This is a genomic window from Rhodoferax ferrireducens, from assembly GCF_031458075.1.
GTDB classification, from domain to species: Bacteria; Pseudomonadota; Gammaproteobacteria; order Burkholderiales; family Burkholderiaceae_C; genus Rhodoferax_B; species Rhodoferax_B ferrireducens_A.
Genome location: NZ_JAVDXT010000003.1, coordinates 215,730 through 238,076 on the forward strand (window position 1 = coordinate 215,730; position 22,347 = coordinate 238,076).

General features: G+C 67.2%; 16 protein-coding genes. 6 read left to right on the forward strand and 10 right to left on the reverse strand.

The window, feature by feature from the left end; translation table 11 throughout:
* Nucleotides 1-22: 22 nt before the first annotated feature.
* Genes J2X19_RS16440 through J2X19_RS16460 form a run of 5 tightly spaced genes read right to left on the reverse strand, consistent with a single transcriptional unit; the run spans nucleotide 23 to nucleotide 5,660 of the window.
* Nucleotides 23-880, reverse strand: a complete 858-nt coding sequence (locus J2X19_RS16440; protein WP_310374860.1) for an ABC transporter ATP-binding protein — start codon at nucleotides 878-880, stop codon at nucleotides 23-25.
* 7 nt (nucleotides 881-887) lie between these two features.
* Nucleotides 888-1,787 carry an ABC transporter permease gene (locus tag J2X19_RS16445; RefSeq protein WP_116607812.1) on the reverse strand — a complete coding sequence of 300 codons (900 nt, stop codon included), beginning with the start codon at nucleotides 1,785-1,787 and terminating at the stop codon, nucleotides 888-890.
* The gene (locus J2X19_RS16450) at nucleotides 1,787-2,803 is read right to left on the reverse strand and encodes an ABC transporter permease (RefSeq protein WP_310374862.1); all 1,017 of its coding nucleotides are present in this window, start codon (nucleotides 2,801-2,803) and stop codon (nucleotides 1,787-1,789) included. Before J2X19_RS16450 ends, J2X19_RS16445 begins: the two co-directional genes overlap by 1 nt.
* Nucleotides 2,804-2,848: 45 nt before the next feature.
* A complete protein-coding gene (locus tag J2X19_RS16455; RefSeq protein WP_310374864.1) occupies nucleotides 2,849-4,456 on the reverse strand; it encodes an ABC transporter substrate-binding protein in 1,608 nt (535 codons plus the stop codon).
* Nucleotides 4,457-4,505: 49 nt separating this feature from the next.
* The gene (locus tag J2X19_RS16460; RefSeq protein WP_116607809.1) at nucleotides 4,506-5,660 is read right to left on the reverse strand and encodes a mandelate racemase family protein; all 1,155 of its coding nucleotides are present in this window, start codon (nucleotides 5,658-5,660) and stop codon (nucleotides 4,506-4,508) included.
* 186 nt (nucleotides 5,661-5,846) lie between these two features.
* Between J2X19_RS16460 and J2X19_RS16465 the strand changes: the two genes are divergently transcribed.
* From J2X19_RS16465 to J2X19_RS16475, 3 genes are all read left to right on the forward strand, one after another.
* Nucleotides 5,847-6,629: a FadR/GntR family transcriptional regulator gene (locus J2X19_RS16465; protein WP_310374866.1), complete on the forward strand. Its 783-nt coding sequence runs from the start codon at nucleotides 5,847-5,849 to the stop codon at nucleotides 6,627-6,629.
* A gap of 184 nt (nucleotides 6,630-6,813) precedes the next feature.
* A complete protein-coding gene (locus tag J2X19_RS16470; protein ID WP_310374868.1) occupies nucleotides 6,814-7,869 on the forward strand; it encodes a porin in 1,056 nt (351 codons plus the stop codon).
* Between the two features lie 230 nt (nucleotides 7,870-8,099).
* Nucleotides 8,100-8,708 carry an outer membrane lipoprotein gene (locus J2X19_RS16475; RefSeq protein WP_116607806.1) on the forward strand — a complete coding sequence of 203 codons (609 nt, stop codon included), beginning with the start codon at nucleotides 8,100-8,102 and terminating at the stop codon, nucleotides 8,706-8,708.
* A 15-nt stretch (nucleotides 8,709-8,723) separates the two neighbouring features.
* Here the strand turns inward: J2X19_RS16475 and mltA are convergent, their stop codons facing one another.
* Nucleotides 8,724-9,890 carry a murein transglycosylase A gene (gene mltA, locus J2X19_RS16480; protein ID WP_310374871.1) on the reverse strand — a complete coding sequence of 389 codons (1,167 nt, stop codon included), beginning with the start codon at nucleotides 9,888-9,890 and terminating at the stop codon, nucleotides 8,724-8,726.
* On the opposite strand from mltA, the gene J2X19_RS16485 reads away from it, so the two are divergent.
* Complete coding sequence (locus J2X19_RS16485) at nucleotides 9,889-10,020, forward strand: hypothetical protein (RefSeq protein ID WP_310374873.1); 132 nt, start codon at nucleotides 9,889-9,891, stop codon at nucleotides 10,018-10,020. The two genes, mltA and J2X19_RS16485, sit on opposite strands and share 2 nt — an antisense overlap.
* Before the next feature lie 19 nt (nucleotides 10,021-10,039).
* Here J2X19_RS16485 and J2X19_RS16490 read toward each other — a convergent pair whose 3' ends face one another.
* The 4 genes from J2X19_RS16490 to J2X19_RS16505 form a co-directional block, all read right to left on the reverse strand.
* Nucleotides 10,040-10,666, reverse strand: a complete 627-nt coding sequence (locus J2X19_RS16490) for a response regulator transcription factor (RefSeq protein ID WP_092757299.1) — start codon at nucleotides 10,664-10,666, stop codon at nucleotides 10,040-10,042.
* A gap of 83 nt (nucleotides 10,667-10,749) precedes the next feature.
* Nucleotides 10,750-12,747 carry a two-component system sensor histidine kinase NtrB gene (locus J2X19_RS16495; protein ID WP_116607870.1) on the reverse strand — a complete coding sequence of 666 codons (1,998 nt, stop codon included), beginning with the start codon at nucleotides 12,745-12,747 and terminating at the stop codon, nucleotides 10,750-10,752.
* A gap of 11 nt (nucleotides 12,748-12,758) precedes the next feature.
* A complete protein-coding gene (locus J2X19_RS16500) occupies nucleotides 12,759-13,574 on the reverse strand; it encodes a carbon-nitrogen hydrolase family protein (protein ID WP_310374876.1) in 816 nt (271 codons plus the stop codon).
* A complete protein-coding gene (locus J2X19_RS16505) occupies nucleotides 13,571-17,656 on the reverse strand; it encodes a YhdP family protein (protein ID WP_310374878.1) in 4,086 nt (1,361 codons plus the stop codon). Before J2X19_RS16505 ends, J2X19_RS16500 begins: the two co-directional genes overlap by 4 nt.
* 69 nt (nucleotides 17,657-17,725) lie before the next feature.
* Between J2X19_RS16505 and glnE the strand changes: the two genes are divergently transcribed.
* Together glnE and J2X19_RS16515 are read left to right on the forward strand one after the other, a co-directional pair.
* On the forward strand, nucleotides 17,726-20,446 hold the full coding sequence (glnE, locus tag J2X19_RS16510) for a bifunctional [glutamate--ammonia ligase]-adenylyl-L-tyrosine phosphorylase/[glutamate--ammonia-ligase] adenylyltransferase (protein ID WP_310374880.1): 2,721 nt from the start codon (nucleotides 17,726-17,728) through the stop codon (nucleotides 20,444-20,446).
* Nucleotides 20,447-20,650: 204 nt separating this feature from the next.
* Nucleotides 20,651-22,171, forward strand: a complete 1,521-nt coding sequence (locus J2X19_RS16515; RefSeq protein ID WP_310374882.1) for a diguanylate cyclase domain-containing protein — start codon at nucleotides 20,651-20,653, stop codon at nucleotides 22,169-22,171.
* Nucleotides 22,172-22,347: the final 176 nt, after the last annotated feature.

Genomic DNA, 22,347 nt, shown 5'->3' on the forward strand with positions numbered 1-22,347 from the left:
CATGGGGTGTCCTTCGGCGTTATCAGGCAGTCAGCCAGCTGGGGTCGCGCTGCAGCACCGGCAGGCGCACGCGCCGCTGGTCCAGGCTGGGCAGGGCGCTGAGCAGGCCGCGGGTATACGGGTGCTGGGCGTTGTCCAGGTCGGCGGCGGCAATGCTTTCCACCACCCGGCCCGCGTACATGACCAGCACGCGGTCGCAGAAATGGCGCACCAGGTTCAGGTCGTGGCTGATGAAGACCAGGCCCAGGCCGCGCTGGCTGACCAGGTCGTCCAGCACGGCCAGCACCTGCAGCCGCACCGACACGTCGAGTGCCGAGGTGGGCTCGTCGGCGATCAAAATTTCGGGCTCGGTAATCAGCATCATGGCGATCATGATGCGCTGGCCCATGCCGCCCGACACCTCGTGCGGGTACAGGTTGAACACGCGCTGCGGCTCGCGGATGCGCACCGACTCCAGCATGGCCAGCGCGCGCTCGTAGGCTTCGGCACGCGGCACCTTGTTGTGCGCCAGGTAGGCTTCGGCGATCTGCTGGCCGACGCGCACCACCGGGTTCAGCGAGTACTTCGGGTCCTGCATGATCATCGACATGCGCTTGCCGCGGATGGCCTGCATGGTCTTGGGGCTGGCGTCCAGCAGGTCGATGCCGTCGAAGGCCAGTTTGCGGGCTTCGATCTTGGCGCTGCGCGGATGCAGCTTGAGCAAGGCCCGGCCGACCGTGGATTTGCCCGAGCCGGACTCGCCGACGATGGCCAGCTTTTCGCGCGACATGTTGAAGGACACACCGCGCACCGCATGCATGGGGCCGTCGGGCGTGGCGAAGCGGATGTGCAGGTCTTCAACCTGCAGCTGGTGCGTGAGTGAAGAGGAAGCGTTGTGCATGGTGGTTTTACTCGTTGCGGGGGTCGAGCACATCGCGCAAGCCGTCGCCCAACAGGTTGAAGGCCAGGCTCACCATCATGATGGCGGCGCCGGGCGTGGCGACCAGCCACCAGCACTCCATCATGTAGCGCCGGCCGCTGGAAATCATCGCGCCCCATTCGGGCATGGGTGGCTGGGCGCCCAGGCCCAGAAAGCCCAGGCCGGCGGCGGTCAGGATCACGCTGGCCATGTTCATGGTCAGGCGCACCACCACCGAGGACAGCAGCATGGGCGCGATATAGCGCAGCAGGATGCGGGCCGAAGACGCGCCCTGCAGCTGGGCGGCGACCACGTAATCGGCATTGCGCAGCGACAGGGTTTCGGCCCGTGCCAACCGCGCAATCGGCGGCCAGGCGGTCAGCGCAATTGCGATCACCGCATGGTCCAGTCCCGGGCCCAGCGCGGCCACGAAGGCCAGTGCCAACACCAGGCTGGGGAAGGAGATGAAGATGTCGGTAACCCGCATGAACAGGTTGTCGACCCAGCCGCCGAAGTAGCCCGAGATGCTGCCGACCGCCAGGCCTACCGGGCCGACGATCACCGTCACCAGGGCAATGATGTAGAGCGAGATGCGCGAGCCCTGCACCAGGCGGCTGAACACATCGCGGCCGTATTCGTCGGTGCCGAACCAGTGCGCGCTGGACGGCGCCTGCAGCGCCTGCGCCAGGTTCTGCTCCAGCGGGTTGTGGGTGGCGATCAGCGGAGCGAACAAGGCCACCAGCATCAGCGCCACCACCACCAGCAGGCCGGCCACCGTCATCGGGTTGTGCAGCAGCCGCTGCGCGCCGCGGCGCAGGCTTTGGCGCAGCGCCTGGGCGGTGGATTGGGGGGTGGATAGAAGTGTAGAGGTCATGGTCAGGGTGGACATCAGCGGGTCCTCGGGTCAAACACGTGGTATAGGGCGTCGGACAGCAGGTTCAGCGTGACGAAGATCACCCCCACCACCAGCACGCAGCCCATCACGGCGTTCATGTCGCCCAGCAGCAGGCTGCTGGTCAGGTACTGGCCAAAGCCGGGCCAGGCGAATACGGTTTCGATCAGCACCGCGCCTTCGAGCAGACCGCCGTAGGCCAGGGCCACGATGGTCAGCAGCTGCACCAGGATGTTGCGGAACGCATGGCCCCAGACCACGCCGCGCTCCGACAGGCCTTTGACGCGGGCCGTGGTGATGTACTCCTGCGACAGCTGGGCCAGCATGAAGCTGCGCGTCATGCGGCTGATGTAGGCCATGGAATGCAGGCCCAGGATGCAGGCCGGCAGAATCAGGAACTTGAGCGCGCTGCGGAACACCTCCCACTCGCCGGCCAGCGCTGCGTCCAGCAGCAGCAGGCCGCTGCGCGGCGCCACCAGGCCGTCGAAGGCCAGGTCGACCCGGCCGGCGCCGCCGGCCCAGCCCAGCCAGGCGTAGAACACCAGCAAGCCCATCATGCCGAACCAGAACACTGGGGTCGAGTAACCAAACAGGCTGATCACGCGCACCACGTGGTCGGCCAGTCGGCCGCGCCGGGTGGCCGCATACACGCCCAGCGGCACGCCCAGGCCGGTGCCGAGCAGGATGGCCATGGTGGCCAGCTCCACCGTGGCCGGCAGCACGCGGGCCAGGTCGTCGGTGACCTTGTGGCCGGTGAGCAAGGCATTGCCCAGGTCGCCCTGCAGCAGGTCGCGCAGGTAATAGCCAAACTGCACCGGCAGCGGCCGGTCCAGGCCCAGCTGCTGGTACACCTGGTCGTAGGTAGAGCGGTCGGCATCCGGGCCGACGATGGACAGCACCGGGTCCAGCGGCATGACGCGGCCGATCACAAAGGTCAGCAGCAGCAGGCCCAGCAGGGTCAGCGCCACGCTGAGCAGGCGGTGGCCAAGGGCGCGTACGTTAGAGGTAGTCAAGAGCAAATCTCCATGGGGTCGAACATGGGGTGCAGAGCCGGCGCCTTAGCGCTGCTTGTACACCTCGCGCAGGCGGGTCGTGGCCGAGGGGTGGCCCAGGTAGTTGCGCACGTCCTTGCGCAGCACCACCGTGTCCACCATCTGCGAGATCGGCTGGATCGCGCCGACCTGGCTGTCATAGAGCTTCTGGGCTTCCTGGTAGTCGGCGGTCTGCTTGGCTTCGTCGCGCTCGACCTCGGCTTTTTCGATCAGCTGGTTCAGCTCGGGGCTGAAGAACGAGGTGCGCCAGCCCTGGAAGTTGGTCAGCTTGGCCGCATCGCTGTTGTCCGGGTTGTAGACCAGGGCGCGCAGGCTGGAATGCGGGTGCGGCTCAACCCCGCCGCCGCCGCGGCCGACGATGATCTCGAAGCTGCGGTCGCGCATCGCGCCATACACCTGGTTGCCGGTGCCGGACAGCACGCTGGCCTCGATGCCGGCCTTGGCCAGCGTGGCCTGCAGGTTGGTGGCAATGTTGATGAAAGGCGGGTCGGCCAGCACGCGAATGCTGGTCCTGAAGCCGTTCGGGAAACCGGCGTCAGCCAGCAGCTTCTTGGCGGCCACCACGTCCAGCTTGTAGCCAGGGTTGGGCAGGCTGGCGGGCAGGCCCATCTGCACCGGGCGCTGCTGCGGTATGCCGTAGTTGGGCATCACCGTGGTGTTGATGCCGTCGTAGTCGATCAGGTTGCGGATCGCCAGGCGCACGCGCTTGTCGGCAAACTTGGGGTCCTTCATGCTGACGGCCACGTAGTACAGCGTGCCGCGGCGCACCGGCTGCACCACGGCGTCGGCGTTCTTCTTCATGGATTCGACATCCGGCACCGACATGCCCGAGGCCACGTCCAGGTCGCCGCGCTCCAGCATCAGGCGCAGCGACTGGGATTCGGTCATGTGCCGCATGATGACGCGCTTGAGCTTGGCCGGGCCGCGCCAATAGCCGTCATACCGGTTCATCAGCAGCGCATCTTTGGCACGCCAGTCGGCCAGCGCGAACGGGCCGGAGCCGGCTGCGTGGGTGGTCAGCCAGGCGGCGCCCTGGTCGCCGTTCTTTTCGTTTTCCATGACCTTTTTGCGGTCCAGTATCACTGCGCTGACCGAGGTGGCCAGGGTGTACAGCACCATCTTCGGGTCGGTGGCTTCGGGCAGGTCGATCACCAAGGTGTTGGCGTCGGTAGCGCGGATGGCCTTGTCCACGTTCTGCGCGCTGAAGCCATAGCTCTTCCAGGGCGAGGCCATGGCCAGGTTCAGCTTGAGCACGCGCTGCAGCGACCAGGCCGCGTCGTCCGCCGTCAGCGCATTGCCCGACTGGAATTTCACGCCCTTGCGCAGCACAAAGCTGATGCTGCGGCCGTCGGCAGACACCTTCCAGCTCTCGGCCAGGCCGGGCAGCATCTTGCTGGTGGCTTGCGGGTCCAGCTCGATCAGGTAGTCGTAGAGGTTGGCGGCAATTTCGACCACGTCGTTGCCGGTGGCCGCAGCCGGGTCCAGCGACAGCAGGTTGTTCATGCTGAAGCCGACGATCAGCTGGTCGTCAGGGGTCTTGGCCTGCGCCACCGCGCCCAGTGCGCTGAGTGCCAGGGCTACAGCGCATTGGCGCAACAACTGTGTGTGGTTCATGGGTGTCTCCTCAAGGTGAATCGGTGGCAGCGCGGCAGTCTTCGGCCGCTTAGTAGGTGTTGCGCGTGTGGGCTTCGATGTAGGCGAAGTTGATGTCTTCGCCCAGTCCCGGCAGCTGTGACAAATGCACATAGCCGTCGGCGTCCATCGGGTCGGCCAGGGTGTTCAGGTAGGCCGGCACTTCGTCGTAGTCCAGGAAGGGGTGCAGCAGGCCGCGCTCGTACCAGCGGCAGTTCTTGATGGCTGCGCACACCGCCAGGTTGGCCGCGCCGTTGCCATGCACCTCGCACTGCATGCCGAAGGACTCGGCCAGGTGTGCCACCTTCAGGGTCGGCGAAATGCCCCCCACACCGGGCACGCCGGCGCGCAGGATGTCGCAGGCGCCGGCCTTAACCCAGTCGGCCCGGCTGTGGTGCTTGCCCGACAGGCTTTCAGGGCCGACGATGGGGATGTCCAGCTGGTCGGCCAGCCAGGCATACGAGGCCATGCTCTGCTCGTTCATCATTTCCTCGAACCAGGTGAAGTTCAGCTTCTCCAGCGCCCGGCCTATGGTCAGCGCGTCGATGCGGCTGTAGTTATGGTAGCCGTCCAGCATCAGCGGGATGTTCGGGCCAACCGCTTCGCGCACCGCTGCGCAGGCCTTGATGTCCATGGACACGCTGGGGGCGAACGATACCGGCGGCATCCAGGTATGCAGCTTGATGGCCTTGTAGCCACGCTCGACCAGCTGGACCGCAAACGCCGCGTATTCTTCCGGCGTGGACAGGCCGCCAGGCAGCTCGTCGCCGCACATGGTGCTGCCATAGGCCGGCACCTTGTCGCGGTAGCCGCCGATCAGGCGGTACACCGGCTGGCCCAGGGCACGGCCAGCCAAGTCCCACAGCGCCTGGTCGACAGCGGCCAAGGCGCGGTCGGTCAGCTGGCCGGCGCTGCCGCGCTGCCAATGTTCGAGTCCGTGCCAGAGCTGCTCGCGCTGGAATGGGTTCTGGCCCACCAGCACCTTGCGCACAAAAGCTTCCAACACGTGCGGACGGATCACTTCCGGCGGCGCAAACGCATAGCCGTTGTGCCCCTCGTCGGTGGTGATGGTCAGCAAGGCCATCTTGCCCAGGCCTTCGGGGCCGGGGTGGGAATGGCCGGCGGTGTCCACCGAGCGGCGGGTCGGAAAGGTGAATTCGGTGCCACGTACGCTTGCAATTTTCATAAGACTCTTTCTATGTCATCGGTCGTCAGACTGGAATGGATTCTAGGCAACACGTCAGACGGGCTATATGGGTATAAACCCTGGTAAAAAGCTTTTTTACAAATGCAAGCAACCATGGCATCAGTCGTCTGGTGGGAAAGCCAGCCGCGTTATAGTTGCCAACTCCGCCACAGCCCCCACCACACCATGAGCACCACGCTGCCAGACCATCCCATGCGGACCAAAAGCCAGCCGCAGCGGGTAGTGGACGGCGTCTCCGAGCGCATCCACAGCGGCGCCTTGAAGCCTGGCGACCGGGTGCCATCCGAACCGGGGCTGATGCAAGAATTCGGCGTCAGCCGGACCGTGGTACGGGAAGCCATGTCGCGGCTGCAGGCCAGCGGCCTGGTCGAAACCCGGCAGGGCGTGGGCACCTTTGTGCTGGCCTCCGCCGCGCCCGAGCCCTTGCTGGCCATAGGCTCGCGCAATGTGCAGGTGCGGCAGAAACTGGCCATGCTGGAACTGCGCATCAGCCTCGAATCCGAGGCCGCCAGCCTGGCCGCGGTGCGCCGCCGCGAAGAACACCTGGTGGCCATGCGGGCCGCGCTGGACGCGTTCGACGCCCAGCGCCGCGCCGGCGGCAGCACCACGGAGCCCGACTTCCAGTTCCATGTGCAGATCGCCGCCGCCACCGGCAACGAGTACTTCGAGGAAGTGCTGTGCAGCCTGGGCAATGCGACGATTCCCCGGCCCGCACCCGATGCCGCGCCCGACGCCCCGGCCGGCGATAGCAAGCCCGGCGCGCGCTTTGGCGAAGCCCAGCCCATGCTGGAGAGCGGCAAGGCCATCACCCAGCGCGAACACGAGGCGATTTTTGATGCCATCCGCCGCGGCGACGCGGCGGCGGCACGGGCCGCGATGTTCATGCATCTGAGCAATAGCCGCGAGCGCATGCGCGCCAGCAACGACAGCGGCAACCACAGCCAATAGCCAGCTCGCCAGCCGGGCCACGGCAAAAGCGCGGGCCGTGCCCGCCATCCGGCTTAAAAACCGGTTCTTCCTCGGGTTTTCACCGATGCCGTAATAGCGATCTCTTTCTTACCATGCGCCATCTCGTCTGACGACTGACGTATGACAGATAAATCCCTATGACTACCTGAGGAGACCCGTTTCCATGCAATCCAAACTACTCGCCGTGCTGGCTGTCGGTGCCTTTGCCGGTGCCGCTTCGGCCCAATCCAGCGTCACCTTGTCCGGCATCGTTGATGCCTGGGTCGGCCAGACCCACCACAAGGTGGGGGTAAACCCACCTGGAACCGGTTTCGTGGTGGACAGCGGCGGCGCCCAAGCCAGCCGCTGGAGCCTGCGCGGCACCGAAGACCTGGGCGGCGGCCTGAAAACCAATTTCGTGCTGGAGCAGGGCATCAGCATCGACAACGGCACGGTGTCCACCGTCTCCAACTCGAACATCGGCTTCAACCGCGCGGCTTACGTCGGCCTGTCGGGCAATTTCGGCGAGCTGCGCGCAGGCCGCATGCTGGGTGCTTTCGACGCCTTGCGTGGTTCGACCAACCACCTCTACGATTCCTCGGGTTTTGCCTCGACAGGCCAGGTCTGGGGCGCCGGCACCACCGCAGCCAACGGCCTGGCCGCAGTCACCGGCAGCGACTACCTGGCCCGCGGCAACAACACGGTGATGTACATCACCCCGACGTTTGGCGCGTTCAGCGGCTCGGTCAGCACCAGCGCCAGCGAAGGCGCAGCCACCGCCACTGCCAACCCGCGCATGGTCAGCGCCCATGCCAAGTACGCGCAAGGCCCGGCCCGCATCGGCTACTCCTACCAGACCGAGAACTTTGCCAACGGCAAGAACCGCTTCCACCTGGTGGCGGGCAACTACAACTTCGGCCCGATGAATATGGTCGGTGCGTTCCAGCGGCAGACCGACGAGCGCATCGCCGGACACCAGACCTCGAAAGAGTGGGAACTGGGCCTGGACGCACCGTTCGGCGCCGCCACCGTGGCCATCGGCTACGCCAGTGCGGTGACCGAAAACAGCGCCGGCACCAAGGTGGTCGATGCCCATGGCCTGAGCCTGATGGCTACCTACGACGTGTCCAAGCGCACCCGCTTTTACACCGCGTTCCGCCAGCTCAAGACCGAGCGCGCCGATGGCAGCGTCTCGCTGGACGCATCGCGCTTTGGCGTGGGCGTGACGCACAAGTTCTGACACCGGTAAGACCCGCCGCGCCCCCGTCCTGACAGGGGTGCGACAGTGGGCAGATACAAGTACTCACACCCGGTGTGTCAACTTGCAGGTACAAAGCGGCGTTGGAGGCTGAGGTCGCCGCATCTGCGGGCCCAACAAATGGGGCGCTGGCAGAGCAGCGGCGGCGTCCACCCCAGTAATACTGCCGATCTGGTAGTCTGGCCCAACCACTATTACCTGAATCTGTCCCTATGAACATGCCCCAAGCCACTCCCCGCGCCAGTCTGCACCCGATGATCATCGTGGCCTGCGCCGCCATCGTTCTGCTGTGCGCTGTCGGCACGGCTGCCATCCTGGGCTGGCTGCCTTCGTCCAGCGCCCGCAATACCGATGCCAGCCAGCTGGCGCAAACCGAGCCAGTCAAAGAAGCCGCTCCCGTGGCGCCGCAAAAGGTTGTCACGGCCCCGGTCAAACGCCCGGCCGTGGCGAACGAACCCAGCCATGTGGTCGCCGCTGCACCGCGTTGCCTGGACTGCGGCGTAGTCGAATCCATGCGTGAAATCAGCACGCCCGCCAAGGGCAGCGGCGTGGGCGCCGTCGGCGGTGCCGTACTCGGCGGCGTGCTCGGCCACCAGGTCGGCGGTGGCCGTGGCAAGGACGTGATGACGGTGCTGGGCGCCGTCGGCGGTGCGGTTGCCGGCAACCACATCGAAGGCCAGGTCAAGGCCACGCGCAGCTACGAAATCGTGGTGCGCCTCGACGACGGCTCCACCCGCACCGTGCACCAGGCCGATGTGGCAGGTGTCAACACCGGTGACCGCGTGAAGATCAGCAACGGCGTGGTCCGCCTGAACGGCTAAGCCCCTACTGCTCTTCTACTTGGGCCACAGCACCCACAGCTTCAGCGGCTGCTTGACCCGGCCGGCAAATTCGCCGGCTTCCGGGCCCCAGCCCGCAAAATAGTCAGCCCGCACCGCGCCGGTGATGGCACTGCCCGTATCCTGCGCGAACACCAGCTTCTGCAGTTGCGCCAACGGGCCGGGCGAGGCCAACCAGACCGGCGTGCCGTAAGGGATGCTGGTCGGGTCGACCGCAATCGAGCGGCCCGGCGTCAAAGGCACGCCCTGCGCGCCGCGCGGGCCAAACGCCGCATCCAGCTCCGACAAAACCTCTTCCCGGAAGAACACGGTGCGCGGATTGCTCCACAGCAGTTCATTCACCCGCTGCGGGTTCTGCACGATCCAGGCCTTGATGCCCGGCCAGGTGGCGTCGCGGATCAGGCCCTGGTCCAGCAGCCAACGGCCCACGCTTTTGTACGGCTGGTCGTTGGTGCCTGCATAGGCCAGGCGCACCAGGCGCTGGCTGCCATCGGCCTCGGTGATGCGCAGCCGGCCCGAGCCCTGGATCTGTAGCACCAGCGCATCCACCGGGTCGGACAGCCAGGCGATCGCCCGGCCGGCCAGCTGGGCCTTGGCTTCGGGCAGGGTTTCCATCTCTTGCCGGGTGTACCAGGGCTTGCGCTGGCCCAGGCTGGCCGGCGGGCGGTACAGCGGCACGGCGGAGGCGCTGGTGGGGTTGCGGGTGGCGTCCAGCATGGGCTCGTAGTAGCTGGTCAGCAGGCCGTCGGAGCTGCCTTGCAGCGGCTCGACCTTGTAGGGCTGCAGCCGCGACACCATCCAGGCACGCTGCTCGTCGCCGCTGCCGATGCTGAGTCGGCGCACCTCTTTGCACAGCGGCGCATGCACCGGGCCCGGACGTTCGCAGCTCTTGATCCAGGCGTTCCAGGCTTCGAACAGCGGGTCCTGGCCAAAGCCGGGCAGCTCGGCCCAGCGCACTGCGGTCCAGCGGCTTTTGCCCTGGGTGATGGGGCCGGGCAGCGGGCCGGTGTCGCCGGAGACCACATAGGGCGGCAGGTCGGTCGGGCTGGGCTGGGTCGGCGTGGGAGTAGCTTCTGGTGCGGGGTACTCGGGCACATGCGTGGCACAGCCGGCCAGGATTCCTACAATCGCGGCTACTAAGACATACGGGAAGGATCGGTTCATGGTGTTGCTATTGCTGGAAGCGCTGGGGGCCGGGGTATTGCTGGTGCTGATTGTCTGGTGGACCATGTTCTCTGGTCGCAAGAACGGCGAAATCGTTCAAAAATCCGAAGAAAAAATACCTCCGCCGTAGGTATCACCTGCGCGAGCAGCTACATTTTCTGTAGCAAATTAGCCAATTCTACGGCCGACTTCACTTCCATCTTGTCGAACACCCGGCCGCGGTGCACTTCCACCGTGCGCACGCTGATGTCCAGCTGGTCGGCAATCAGCTTGTTCGGCAGACCCTGCACCACCAGGCGCATCACATCGCGTTCACGCTCGGTCAGCTCGGCCAGCAGCGACTGCAGCCGCAAACGGGTGTCGCGGGCCTGCAGGCTCTGCGCCGACTGGGCCAGCGCATGCTCGATGCGGTCGACCAGCAGGTTGTCCGAGAACGGTTTTTCGCAGAAATCGAAAGCCCCGCGCTTGACTGCATCGACCGCGGTAGGCACATCGGCATGGCCGCTCAAGAAGATCACCGGCATCTCCAGGTGCAGCCCCTGGGCCACCAGCTTGTCGAACAGCGCCAGCCCGCTCATGCCGGGCATGCGCACATCCAGCAGCAGGCAGCAGGCCTGGCGCGGCGTGAAGCCGCCGTCGAGCATGGCATCGAAGGCCTCGGCACTGACAAAGCCCTCGCTGAACAGCCGGCGCGAGCGCAGCAGCCAGGACAGCGCATCGCGCACGCTGGCGTCGTCGTCCACAATAAATACGGTGGCGTCTTGTACAGGTTGCATCACAGTCTCACATTCCATTCAGTTTTACAGCCACGCCCAAGGATGCCATGGAACCGGCTGCACCACGACCAGGGGGTGTTCCATCAGCCCGTCGGCAAGGTAAACCGGAACACCGTCCCCTGCGGATAGTTGGCTTCAAAGCCCAGAAATCCGCCGTGCTGCTCGATCACCGTGCGGCACATGCTCAGGCCCAGGCCCATGCCCTCAAGCTTGGTGGTGAAGAACGGGGTGAACAAGCGCTCGGCCACCTCGGGCGGAATGCCCGGCCCGCGGTCGGACACCACAAACTCCAGCCAGCCGGTGGCCTGGGCGGCCCGGAAATTGGCCCCGGCCACCGCCACCCGCAGCACCAGCACGCGCTCGGTAATGCCCGGCTGGTCCATGGCCTGCATGGCGTTGCGCGCCAGGTTCAGCAGCACCTGCTCGACCATGGTCCGGTCGCACAACACCGGTGGCAGGGTCGGCGCCATCTGGGTCTGTACCTGCACCCCCAGCTTGCGTGCCTGCAGCTGCACCAGTGGCATGATGGCGTCCAGCAGCGCCTGGGGCGCCACCACCTCGCGGGCGTCGCCGCGGCGCCGCACGAAGTCGTGCACGCTCTTGATCACCTTGCCGGCGCGCTCGGCCTGCTCAGCGATGCGGCGCAATGCCATGTCCAGGTCCGCGCCTTCGAGCTCGCCGAATTGCATCAGGTTCAGCGCACCGGTGGCGTAGCTGGAAATCGCGGCCAGCGGCTGGTTCAGCTCGTGGCTGAGCAGCGAGGCCATTTCGCCCACCGTGGCCAGCCGGGCCGTGGCCTGCAGCCGGTCCTGGCTGGTGCGCGACAGCTCTTCCACCCGGCGTTGTTCGGTGATGTCGACCACCGCGCTCATCCAGCCGGTTTGCAGGCCCTGGGCATTGATCAGCGCGGCCTCGATCACCAGCACCGGGAAGCGCACGCCGTCCTTGCGCATGAAGACCGAGGTAAAACCTTCGCGCGGCGGGGCGTTGCCGGCCAGACGGATGTCCTGGCGCTGCTGGTATTCCTCGGCCAGATCGGGCGGCCAGTAGGGCGCCGGCATGCTGTGGCCGGACAGCTCGGCCGCGCTGAAGCCAACCATCTGGCAGAACGCCGGATTCACATAGGTGATGCGGCCCTGCAGGTCGCGGGCGCGCAGGCCGGTCAGCAGCGAGTCCTCCATGGCTTTGCGAAAAGCCAGCGCATCAGCCAGGTCGCGCTCGGCGCTGAGCCGCAAGCGGGTGTCCTTGACCAGCAGCACGGTCACCGACACCAGGGCAATCGACATCAGCGTGACCAGCGCGGTCATCAGGTTCGGGTACACGCCGGGGTCGCCATGCCAGCTGTCCATGCGCAAGACCATGGTGTTGCCCGGCAGGTTGACCAGCTGCTGCGCGGTAAACATGCGGGTACCGCGCCGGGCCGAGCCATGCAGCACCAGGCGGGTGCCGTCGGGCTCGATGAACGACACCTCCTGGCTGCGGGTCAGCTGGCGGCCCACCATGTCGGCCAGCACATCGCCCAGCGCATAGGTAGCGACCAGATAGCCCTTCAACGCGCCATGGCTGATCAACGGCATGCACAGCTCCAGCACCTCCAGCCCCAGCCCGGTCACCTGCGGCAGGAAATAACTGCCCGAATAGGCCGGACCATTGGCGCGCTTGGCCAGGGTACAAGCCAGCTGGGCATCGGGTTCGGCCCGGATCTGGCCCTGCCACTCGAAGGCCTGGGGCCGGAACGGGCTGTGCGCCTTGGCCACCAAGCTCATATTCGGCTGGTGCCATTCGACCCGCAGCAGCTCCCGGTGGTTGCGCAGAAATTCGATGGCATCGACAGTCCAAGAGCCGGGGGTCGGATCGTTGTACTGCAGCGCCTGCAGGCTTTGCACATTGCGGGCCAGGCCCAGCCGCACATCGTCCACCGCCGCCGCCGTGTCCCGTTCCAGCCGGTCCTGTACCTGGCTGGCTTCAAAACGGCCGGCCAGCCATACCAGGGTGCCCAGCACCAGCCCGAGCAGCAGCAGCATCAGCCCCCACAAAGACCAGCGCTGCCACAGGCGCAGCAGGCCGCCCTGCGAAAGCATGCGCACCGGCTTCACAGCACGCGGTGCTGCAGCGCCGGCAGCTGGGCCCGGCAGGCGGCCAGCCGGGCGGCGTCCAGCGTGCCGCGCACCACGGCCTCGCCTTCGGCCTGCTCGGCCAGCACCACACCCCAGGGGTCGACCAGCTGGCTGTGGCCCCAGGTGCGGCGGCCGTTCTCGTGCAGGCCGCCCTGGGCCGGGGCCAGCACATAGGCCAGGTTTTCTACCGCACGGGTGCGCAGCAGCAGCTCCCAGTGGGCTTGGCCGGTGGTGTGGGTGAAGGCGCTGGGCACCAGCAGCAGGTCCGCGCCCTGGGCGGCGTAGCCGCGGTACAGCTCGGGAAAGCGCAGGTCGTAGCAGACACTCATGCCAATGCGCCAGCGCTGGCCGTCGCGGGCGGCCAGCTCGAATAGCACGGGCTCGGTGCCGGGCTCCAGCACCCGCGACTCGTCAAAGCGCTCCTGCCCATTGTCGAAACGGAACAAATGGATCTTGTCGTAGCGCGCCACGCAGGCACCCGTGGGGTCGAACACCAGGCTGCTGTTGCGCACCCGGCCCCCATCGCCAACCGTCAATGGCAGCGTGCCGCCCACAATCCACATACCCAGCTGACGCGCGCTGCCGGCCAGAAAGTCCTGGATCGGGCCGCTGCCATAGGCCTCCTGGATCTGCAGCTTGTCGGTATCGCGCCGGCCCAGCAGGCAAAAATACTCGGGCAGCACCACCAGCTCGGCCCCCCAGGCCGCCGCCTCGGCCAGCAGCACCGCAGCCCGCTCCAGGTTGCTGGCCAGACTGGTGCTGGAGACCATCTGGATGGCGGCGACTTTCATGGTGTGGCTCCGGGGGTTGGATTGGTGTTCGGTGCCTGGGCTTCGACCTTGGGCTCCAGGCCCAGCACGCCTTTGCGCGCCACCTTGGTGATCTTGGGGTCGGCCCAGGTGCCGTCGATATGGAACTCCTGGGTGGCGGCCTCGGTCAAGGGGCGGCGCAAAAACCACTGCGCCAGAAATGTGCCTATGCCGACCGCGGGGTTGATGACGGTGGCCACCAGCGCCGCCGTACCCGCGCTGATCTCGGGCACCACCACCACCTTCAGGTCCTGGGTTTCGCGCGCAATGTCGGCACTGCCCTCCATCAGCACGGCGGCGTTCACGCCCTTCATCTGCAAATTGTTGGTCGCGGCCTTGCCCTGGTCGATATGCACGTCGCCGCGGATGAAGTCAAAGGCAAAGCCCTGGCTGAACACGTCGCGGAAGTCCAGCGCCAGCCGGCGCGGCAAGGCCTGCAGGTTCAGCACGCCGAGCAGCTTGGCCAGGCCGGGGTCGGCCTTGAGGAACTGGCCGTTTTCCACCCCCAGGTTGAACTGGCCCGACAGCGTGGAATAGTCGAGGGCCAGCGGCGACCCGACCCAGGCGATCTGCCCCTCCATCGGCCCTTTGCCGCGCAAGATCACGCCGGGCATGCCGAAGCGGGTCAGCAGGCCACCGGCGTCGGCGATGTCCAGCTTGAAGTTCAGCACGGTGCGCCGCGGTGCGGCCTTGGTCTCGCGGCGTGGCCCGCCCAACGCCGCCTGGGCCCCCACCGACACCCAGTTGCCGGTGGCGCTGAGCTGGGCTTCGGGGTTGGTGATCGTCAGCTTGTTGAGCCGCCATTCGCGCACGCCGCGGTTCACCGCCTCGATCTCGACGCGGCCCAGCTTCTTGCCCTTGAGCTCCAGCTCGTCGACCACGATGTCCAACGCGGGCACGGTCTCGGAGGGCTCGTCCAGCAGGGTTTCGACCTCGCTCGCCGCGCTGGGCGCCAGCGTCAGCCGGGCCAGCCGCGCATAGACCCGGCCAGAACCGGCGTCGGACGGCTGGCGGTATTCCACATAGCCATTGAGCTCCTGGGCGCTGACATTGGCGCGCCAGTTGGCGCCATCGCGGGTACCGCCCATCACCACCTGGTGCAGGGTGCGGCCACCCAGGGTCAGGGTATTGGCGCGCACCGCCAGGGTGGTGGGCAGGTAGCCGTCGACATGCGGAGTGGCCGGCGCCACACTGGCCGCGCCCAGGGCCGCAGGGGCCGGCGCCATCGCCGTATCCCAGGCATCGGCATTGAATGCGCCCAGTTGCAGATTGGCGGTGACACCCTCTTCGGGCAGCGGTACCGATTCGGCCGGCGGTACGCCAACCGCAATCGCGCCGCGCAACACCCGGGGCTCGGCGCCGGACACATCGCGCACATAGTTGACCGAGCCCAGCCCCTTGAGCTCCAGCAGCAGGCGGTCGCGCTGCGGGCCCGGGGTAGCCGGCAGCAAGGTGTTTTCAAAGCGCAGCGGCAAGCTGGCCTCGGCGCTCTTGTTCAGCGGAGCCGGCAAAGCCAGGGCCAGGCCTTGCAGGCTGCTGGTGACGCTGGTTTCCAGCAGCCCCTGGCGCACGCCCAACACGGCGGAATAGGCCGCGCTGCCCGTGGCCTGGCGCGCCAGCTGGGATACCAGGCCCAGCGCCGGCGCCTGGCGCAGGCCTTCGGCCGTAGCCACGCCCTGGACCCGGAACAACAGGCTGCCATGCGCATCGCCGCCCAGATGGGTGGCCCCGAATACCGGACGGGTGCCGCCCTCCAGCTTGGCGTCGCCACCCAGCAGCCGCGCCTGGACGCCGGCCAGCGTGAAGCCGGTTTCGGTGAAGTTGACCGTACCGCGGGCTCGGCCCATAGGCAAGGTGTCGGGCGCCACCACCAGGTCGTTGCCCGCCAGGGTCAGGCTGCCCTGGACCTTGCTGTGGTCGATATCGTCAATCGGCAGCTGCAGCCGCAAGCGCAGATCGGCGGCGCCGCTGCCGGTGGCCTGGTCCAGTGCATGCGAGGTCATGGAGGCCAGGGGCGAACGCGCCACCAGGCCCAGCATGTCGTTCACCGGCCCCCGCGCCTGGCCGTTGAAGACCACCACCGAGCGGTTCAGATCCGCAATCGAGGCCTGGGCCTGGGTGATCTGGAAGCCCGCCGCACCGCTGAGCTTGCCAGTGGCCCGGTTCACCTGCAGCGAGGCACGGTCTATCACCAGCTCGCCCGAGAGCTGCTCCAAAGCCGGCCACTGCAGGGCTTCGCCCGGCCGCAGACTGGGCGGTACATAGGCGTAGGTGGCGTTCTGTACGTCGGCCGTGACCTTGAATTCGCCCTGCCGGCTGGTGTTGAACGGAAAGTCGTACAAATCGCCCTTGACCCGGAACTTGACCCGGCTGGCTGAGCCGGCGCGCACCGCATCGCGCACATAGTGGCGGGCCTCGGCATCCAGCTCCAGCGGCAGGTAGCGGTGTACCCGCGTGCCATCGGCCCGCGTCAGCTGGCCCTGCAGGTCCAGCACGCCGGGAAAGCGCGACTTGCTGGCCGACACCGCGGCATCGCTGGTGCGCCAGCCCAGCTGCAGATCGCCAGCCGCATCGGCATTGGCAAACCGCACATCGCTGAGCTTGACCGCCAAGGCGTCGCCGCTGTGCTGCCAGCTTACCGACGCAGACAGCTGGTCGAGCGGCACCACCGGCTCCTCGAAGATGCCCGGCAGGTCCAGCGCGCCCTTGTCGATGCGCAGCGTGGCCTTGCCGGCCGCCTGGTTGGCATCGAACTCCAGCGCCGCGCCGCGCACGCCGGGCCGGCCCTCTGCCAGCGTGCCAGCAGCCAGCGCCAGGCCACTGGCCCGGCCTTTCACCTGGTACTGCGTGGGCGCCTCCAGCGGACCGCGCCAGCTGGCATCCACCTGCTCGACCAGGCCTTGCGGCGCATAGGTGTCCAGGGCCGCGTGGGTGGCATCGCCCAGCGGAAGGTGCGCGGCAATGCGCGACAGCGTGGCCAGGTCCAGCCGGTCGGCACGCAGCTGGCCGCCCTCGGGCTGGCTGCGCACAAACAGATTACCGCCCGACCAGGGCAGGCCGGCATCGGTGGTGAACTGCAGGCCTTCGGTCGACAGCTCCATGCCGCCGGGTAAAGGCTTCACGCCCAGCCGGCCTTGCAAGGACTGCAGCGCCAGGGGCTCCAGATCGGTCGCCAAGGTGACACGGATATCCTGCAGAGCCACATCGGCCGTGCTGGCCAGCACCTGGCCGTGGCGGATATCGGCCCAGAGCCGCAAAGCCCCCACGCCCTGGGCGATGTCAAAGCCCAGATCCGCATGCTGGCGCAGCTGCGCCATGTCGACCCGCGGCAGGCTGGCATAGGCCGGGCCATCCCAGTCCTGCCAGCGGCCGCGCCGGGTGCTGAGCAAGGGCTGGCGGAACTGGGCCTGGACGCTGAAGCGCTCGCCCCATTCGGCCGGCGGCGAGGCATCCAGGCGCAGGTGGTGCCGCAGCCCCCGGTTGCGCATCACAAAATCTACCCCGCTGAGCGCCAGCGTGGGCGCGGCGCGCTGCTCGTCGGTCCAGCGCACGGTGCCGCCGCGCACCACCAGCTCGGTTTGGGAAAACAGCCAATCGGCTGCCCGCCCGTCGCTCTTGTCGGTCTGCGAGAAGTCCAGCCCGGCGATAAAAATCTTGCCGTCGGCGCTGCGGCGGATGTCCAGCGCGGGCTGGTCGATCACCAGCTGCTCGAAGCTCAGCTTCAGCAGCGAGGCCGGCGACAGCGCCGCCACGATCCTGGGCAACTGCAAGGCGGTACGGCCCTGGGCATCGAGCAAAGCCACATCGCGCAGCTCAAAAGTGGGGATCAGGTGTACCGATTCGGCAGAAATCGCGCCTATGCGCACCGGTAAGCCCAGTGCCCGCCCGACCTCTCTCTCCAGCTGCGGGCGAAACTCGCCAATTCGCGGCACAATCCAGCCGTGCAAAGCCCCCCAAGCCATGGCGAGCATCAGCCAGCCCGCCAGCACCACGCGAAGAGACCAGGTTGCTGCGGTAGCAGCCAGTTTGAGCAGACGCGAGGGCAAGGGCTTGGATTCAGTCATGGGACAGATGGATGCAACAGGAATTATGACTCCCGCCCCAGCGGGCATTGAATGCTTTACGGTGACGTTTTGTTAAACCTCCAGACTCCCCCTGCCGCCCTGTCGTTCCATTCACGTTTTGTGCAGCGCCTGCGCCGCCGCTATGCCGACCAGCTCGACCTGCTGCCTGCGGGCGCGCCGGTGCGTGCCAGCATGGAAGCCACCCTGGCCACCCTGCTGACCCAGGGCCTGGAACTCGGCGCCGCCCTGCGCACCCTGCGCCAGTTGGTGATGGAACGCCTGGTCCAGCTGGACTGCGATGAACAGGCGCCGCTGCAAGTGGTGACCCGGGCCGTCACCGAACTGGCCGAAATCGCCCTCGATGCCGCCTGCGAGCACGCCCAGCAGACGCTGGACGTCCAGCATGGCGCGCCCCTGGCGACCGACGGCCAACGCGCCCAACTGTGGGTGGTGGGCATGGGCAAGCTGGGTGCGCGCGAGCTCAACGTATCCAGCGACATCGACCTGATCTATGTCTACAACCAGGATGGCGACACCGCCGGTACCGCCGAAGGCAGGGGCCGCATTTCCAACCACGAATACTTTGGCAAGGTGGTCAAGACCATCTACAGCCTGGTGGGCGACACCACCGAACACGGCTTTGTGTTCCGGGTCGACCTGGCGCTGCGGCCCAATGGCAATTCCGGCCCGGTGGCGGTATCGCTGGACGCGCTGGAAGACTATCTGCAGGTGCAAGGCCGCGAATGGGAGCGCTTTGCCTGGCTGAAAAGCCGGGTGGTGGCGCCGCGCGCCTGCATCGCCGACGCCTGCGCGCTGCGCGGCGTGGTGCTGCCGTTTGTGTTCCGCCGCTACCTGGACTACGGGGTGTTCGATGCGCTGCGCAGCCTGCACCAGCAGATCCGCGAACACGCGGCCAAGCGCAGCGCCGGCCGGCCCGAGCGCGCAAATGACGTCAAACTGTCGCGCGGCGGCATCCGCGAAATCGAATTCACCGTACAGCTGCTGCAGGTGGTGCGCGGCGGCCAGTTTCCCGAGCTGCGCACCCGCCCCACGCTGGACGCACTGCAGCGCCTGGCCCGCGCCGGCCTGATGCCGCAGGCCACGGCCGATGCGCTGGCCGAGGCCTATACCTTTCTGCGCCGGGTCGAGCACCGCATCCAGTACCTGGACGACCAGCAAACCCATGTGCTGCCCACTGTCGATGCCGACCTGGCCTGGATCGCCGAAACCATGGGCTGCGCCGATTGCTGCGAGTTCCTGACCGCGCTGGACACCCACCGCGAAAGGGTGGCGCAAGAGTTCGACACCCTGCTCGGCGGCAAAAAGGAATGCAAGGGCTGCAACGGCAAGAGCGCCAAACCGGCGGTCGGCGACGCCAGCGGCGCCCCCGACCTGGCCAGCCTGGCCGAGCAGCTCGACCCGGCCCTGCGCGAACGCCTGCTGGCCTGGAGCGAAAGCCCGCGCGTGCTGGCCCTGCGGGATGTCTCGCGCGCCCGCCTGGCCCGCCTGGTGCAGCGCACCGCCGCCTGGCTGCGCGAGGGCCAGACCAGCCTGGAAGGCGTGCTGCGCTGGATGGACTGGATCGAGCCGCTGCTGCGCCGCGAAAGCTACCTGGCCCTGCTGCTGGAGCGCCCGGCCATCCACCAGCGCCTGCTGCGCCTGCTGGGCGCCGCCAAATGGCCGGCCCGCTACCTGCTCCAGCACCCGGGGGTGATCGACGAGCTGGCCGCCGAGACCATGCTGTCCGAGCGCTTTATTGCGGCCGAATTCGAAGCCGAACTCGAAGCCCGCCGTACCGCGCTGGCCCGCACCCAGGAGGACGACGACGAAACCCTGCTGAATCTGCTGCGCCGCGCCCACCATGCCGAGCTGTTCCGCACCCTGGCGCGCGACGTCGAAGGCCGCATCAGCGTCGAACAGGTAGCCGACGACCTGAGCGCCCTGGCCGAGGTGGTGCTGCGCGTCACCGCCCGCTGGTGCTGGCAACGGCTTAAAAACCACCATCTGGACGAGCCGCGCTTTGCCGTCATCGGCTACGGCAAGCTGGGTGGCAAGGAGCTCGGCTATGGCAGCGACCTGGACATCGTCTTCGTCTACGAGGACGAAGACGACCGCGCGCCCGAAGCCTATGCGAACCTGGTGCGCAAGCTGATCAACTGGCTGAGCGTCAAGACCGCCGAAGGCGATCTGTTCGAGATTGATACCGCGTTGCGGCCGAACGGCAACTCGGGCCTGCTGGTCACCACCATGAACGCCTACGCCAGCTACCAGGAAGGCCGCGGCAGCAACGTTGCCTGGACCTGGGAGCACCAGGCCATGACCCGCGCCCGCTGCGTGCTCGGGCCGAACGACCTGCACCAGCGCTTTGATGCGATCCGCGAGAACGTGATCACCGCGCCGCGCGACCATGCCGCCCTGAAGGCCGAGATCGTCGCCATGCGCGACAAGGTCCGCGCCGCCCACCCGGTGCGCGGCGGCCACTTCGACGTCAAGCACAGCAACGGTGCCATGGTGGATGCCGAGTTCGCGGTGCAGTTCCTGGTGCTGGCCTATGCCGCACAGCACCCGGCGCTGCAAGACAACGTGGGCAATATCGCACTGCTGCAGCGCGCCGAACTCTGCGGCCTGTTGCCGGCCGGCGTGGGCGAAGCCGCCGCCAAGGCCTACCGTGCGCTGCGCAAGGTACAGCACCAGGCGCGCCTGAACGAAGCCCCCACGCAGGTCGTGCCGCCCCTGCTGCAGGCCGAACGCGACGCCGTGCTGGCGCTATGGAAGGCCGTGTTCCACTAAGGGATGGTTGCTAGCGGCAGCGGATTTTTACCCGCATTGCCGCTGCGCGGTTCCAGCGCTAAGCTGTACCGCTATGACTGCCCTTACGTTCCCGCCATGGGCCCGTTGAAGCCACGCCCGCGTGCGACCCTGGGAATAGGCCCCCGGATCGTGGTCATGTTCACCCTGGTATTTAGTTTGATGGGCGGTCTAGGGCTGCTGGTCATGAAAAACAGCTTGCTGCCGGCCTTCGACAGCATCGAAAAGCGCTTCGCACAAGACAGCGCCAAACGCCTGCTGAGCGGCTTCGATGAGCAGCTATCCGGGCTCAGCGTATTGAACCGCGACTGGGCTTACTGGGACGAGCTGTACAACCATATGCTGCGACCGAACAAGGCATTTGAAAGCAGCAACATCGGCCCTCCCGCCATGTCGACATCGAACCTGAACGCAGTTCTGTTCATCGACCGCAAAGGCCGGCCCGCTGGCTTTGGCGCCCGCGCACTGGGCAACGGCCTGATGCCCCGCCAGGAAGACCTGGTGGAACCGCTGCAACGCCGCTGGGTCGGCCAGCCGGTACCCGCCCAATCCACCCAGTGCGGGCTCACGTTCATGCAGAAAGTGCTGGCGGCCGTCTGCTGGACGCCCATCGTCCACAGCGACGGCCGCGGTGCCTCGGTCGGTGTGGTGGTGATGGCCCGCGAGCTGAACGACAGCGCCCTGGCCGTCATCGCCCAGAACGCCGGCGCGGCCTTCTCCATCGAGCCCCACACCGGCCCACCGACGGCGGCCGCGCCCGCGCTGCTGACCTGGGAGCTGCCGAAGTTTCTGCATTTCGCCAACCGCAGCCTGACCGCGCTGTACGACGCCAGCAGCATCACACTGCGCTACCAGCTGCAAGACCTGGAAGCCCAGCCCCTGGCCTGGGTGCGCATGCGGCTGGAGCGGAACCTGGCGGCCCAGGCCCAGCACATCGTCAGCGATGTGGCTGTGCAGCTGGCCGTGGTGGCCCTGGCCACCGGCCTGGTGCTGCTGCTCACCGTCCACCTGTGGCTGGTGCGGCCGATCCGCCGGCTGCATGCCGATCTGGCGTCCCTGACCGCGTCGCGGCGCTGGGACAGTGTGCTGGCCTACGACCGGCCGGATGAAATCGGCGCGCTGACCCAGGGCGTGAATGCGCTGTTGCAAGTGCTCGGCGAGCAGGTGGAAGCGCTGGAGACCCTGTCCAGCACCGATGCACTGACCGGCATCGCCAACCGCCGGCAGTTTGACGAGCGCCTGGCCTACGAATTCGTCCGCCTGGCGCGGCGCCCCGCGCCCCTGTCCTTGCTGCTGCTGGATGTAGACCACTTCAAGCGCTACAACGACCTCTACGGCCACCCCATGGGCGATATCGCGCTGCAGAAGATCGGCGGCTTGCTGCAGAAGTTCTGCCGCCAGCAGGATCTGCCCGCGCGCATAGGCGGCGAAGAGTTCGCCCTGCTGCTGCCCGAGACCGATGCCGCCGGCGCCATCGCCCTGGCCGAGAAACTGCGCCAGGCGTTGCATGGCCTGGCCATCGTCCACGACCACTCGCCGACCGACCCGCTGGTCACCGCCAGCATCGGCATCGCCACCTGGGGCTCGGACCACCGCGGCGAGGCCAGCGCGCTGCTGCTACAGGCCGACGAGGCGCTGTACAGCGCCAAGCGCAGCGGGCGCAACCGCGTCTGCCACCGCCGCTACCCCGATCTGCCCGCGCACTGAAGCGGCTGACATAAAACGACACAAATAGATACGCAGTTGCGCAGACCTGCGGCGCCAACGCCGGCACCATAGCGCACTGGGTCCAACGCCCCCTGGCAGCGGCTGCGCAGCATCCCCCGAATGGGGGAAAAGCGCCGGCCGCGTGTGGGGAACAACGGCGCCAGCCCATTACGATG

Bases quoted from the DNA above. Each gene is read 5' to 3' on its own strand.
- J2X19_RS16440 (WP_310374860.1), bottom strand. From the start codon at position 880: ATGCACAACGCTTCCTCTTCACTCACGCACCAGCTGCAGGTTGAAGAC.
- J2X19_RS16445 (WP_116607812.1), bottom strand. From the start codon at position 1,787: ATGTCCACCCTGACCATGACCTCTACACTTCTATCCACCCCCCAATCC.
- J2X19_RS16455 (WP_310374864.1), bottom strand. From the start codon at position 4,456: ATGAACCACACACAGTTGTTGCGCCAATGCGCTGTAGCCCTGGCACTC.
- J2X19_RS16460 (WP_116607809.1), bottom strand. From the start codon at position 5,660: ATGAAAATTGCAAGCGTACGTGGCACCGAATTCACCTTTCCGACCCGC.
- J2X19_RS16465 (WP_310374866.1), top strand. From the start codon at position 5,847: ATGAGCACCACGCTGCCAGACCATCCCATGCGGACCAAAAGCCAGCCG.
- J2X19_RS16470 (WP_310374868.1), top strand. From the start codon at position 6,814: ATGCAATCCAAACTACTCGCCGTGCTGGCTGTCGGTGCCTTTGCCGGT.
- J2X19_RS16475 (WP_116607806.1), top strand. From the start codon at position 8,100: ATGAACATGCCCCAAGCCACTCCCCGCGCCAGTCTGCACCCGATGATC.
- J2X19_RS16485 (WP_310374873.1), top strand. From the start codon at position 9,889: ATGGTGTTGCTATTGCTGGAAGCGCTGGGGGCCGGGGTATTGCTGGTG.
- mltA (WP_310374871.1), bottom strand. From the start codon at position 9,890: ATGAACCGATCCTTCCCGTATGTCTTAGTAGCCGCGATTGTAGGAATC.
- J2X19_RS16490 (WP_092757299.1), bottom strand. From the start codon at position 10,666: ATGCAACCTGTACAAGACGCCACCGTATTTATTGTGGACGACGACGCC.
- J2X19_RS16495 (WP_116607870.1), bottom strand. From the start codon at position 12,747: ATGCTTTCGCAGGGCGGCCTGCTGCGCCTGTGGCAGCGCTGGTCTTTG.
- J2X19_RS16500 (WP_310374876.1), bottom strand. From the start codon at position 13,574: ATGAAAGTCGCCGCCATCCAGATGGTCTCCAGCACCAGTCTGGCCAGC.
- J2X19_RS16505 (WP_310374878.1), bottom strand. From the start codon at position 17,656: ATGACTGAATCCAAGCCCTTGCCCTCGCGTCTGCTCAAACTGGCTGCT.
- J2X19_RS16515 (WP_310374882.1), top strand. From the start codon at position 20,651: ATGAAAAACAGCTTGCTGCCGGCCTTCGACAGCATCGAAAAGCGCTTC.